The 1,567-nt window shown below is 48.1% G+C and carries 2 protein-coding genes; both read right to left on the bottom strand.

Going from position 1 to position 1,567, the window contains the following annotated elements; genetic code table 11:
- Positions 1-46: 46 nt before the first annotated feature.
- Complete coding sequence (locus ACTHUE_RS18480; RefSeq protein ID WP_070625332.1) at positions 47-316, bottom strand: HU family DNA-binding protein; 270 nt, start codon at positions 314-316, stop codon at positions 47-49.
- Positions 317-502: 186 nt separating this feature from the next.
- Positions 503-1,567, bottom strand: a 1,065-nt coding sequence (locus tag ACTHUE_RS18475) for a S16 family serine protease (protein WP_440424136.1), incomplete at its 5' end; no start/stop codon positions are given.

Below are 1,567 nucleotides of genomic sequence, written 5' to 3'. Positions count from 1 at the left end.
CCGAATCAAATCGGTTTTTTATTCCCATTCAGGGAAAGACTCTAAATTACAGAGCGTCTTTCAATGCTTTACCGGCACGGAATTTAGGAGTTTTAGCAGCAGCAATAGTCAAAGGCTCGCCAGTTTTTGGGTTGCGGCCTTGACGTTCGGCGCGTTCGCCGACGTAGAAAGTACCGAAACCGACCAGAGTAACAGTGTCGCCGCTTTTCAATGCGTTGGTTACGGCATTAGTAGTAGCATCCAAAGCTTTTTGCGCAGCAGATTTGGAAATGCCGGCTTCTTGAGCAATTGCTTCGATCAATTCAGACTTGTTCACAATTAGTCCCTTCCTATCGTATAAAGATGATGAAATGCCCGAATACTCGGGGCTTGAGCGCTTTCAAAGCACATACGCACTTTATAGCAATTCTGAAATTATCATGTCAAGTAAAAAATGTGGAATTGCCCTATTTTTGGGGCATTCAGGGCAAAACCACATTTTTTGCAACATCAGACGGCCAACTTAATGCTTGGTTGCTTTTGTTCTTGACTTTGTCTTAGGAGTTTGCACGGTCTCGGCAACTGCCAATTCGGCAACCCATTGCTCAGGCTGAGTTTCCAGACTCAAAGCCAACACTTCATCAATCCATTTGACCGGATGGATGGTCAGACCGGTTTTGACATTTTCAGGGATTTCTTCCAAATCTTTGACGTTGTCTTTCGGAATCAATACATGCTTGATGCCGCCGCGCAAAGCAGCCAGCAGTTTTTCTTTCAAACCGCCGATCGGCAACACTTCGCCACGCAAAGTGATTTCACCGGTCATCGCCACATCCGCACGCACCGGAATTTTGGTAAAGGCAGAAACCATCGCCAAAGTCATGGCAATACCTGCGCTTGGACCGTCTTTCGGCGTCGCACCTTCCGGCACATGGACGTGAATGTCTTTCTTCTCGTAAAAATCAGGAGCCAGACCCACTGATTCGGCACGGGAACGGACAACCGACCATGCGGCCGATACTGATTCTTTCATCACATCGCCCAGTTGGCCGGTACATTGAATCGTACCCTTGCCCGGCAAGGCAACCGCCTCAACAGTCAACAACTCGCCACCGACTTCAGTCCAAGCCAGACCGGTTACCTGGCCGATGCGGTTTTCGCTTTCGGCCACGCCATAGTCGAAACGGCGCACGCCTAGATAGTCATGCAGATTTTTCTCAGTAACTTTAATTGCTTTAGGCTTGGCCTTGCTTGCTGTTTTGGATTTGGACGCTTTTTTCTTATCCTCATTCAAGGTAACCTGCATTACTACTTTGCGGCAGATTTTGGCAATTTCGCGATCCAACGAGCGGACGCCGGCCTCGCGAGTGTAGTAACGGATAATATCGCGCACCGCACTTTCATCAACCACCAACTCACCCTCTTTCACACCATTGCGCTTCATTTGTTTCGGCACAAGGTATTGCATGGCGATATTGATTTTTTCCTCTTCCGTATAACCGGACAGACGGATAATTTCCATACGGTCAAGCAGCGGAGTCGGGATATTCAAGCTGTTTGAAGTGGCAATAAACATCACATCGCTCCA

The organism is Neisseria sp. P0021.S005 (assembly GCF_051956955.1).
The sequence above is the reverse complement of the archived record's forward strand: the minus strand, read 5'-3'. Positions and strand labels throughout refer to the sequence as shown.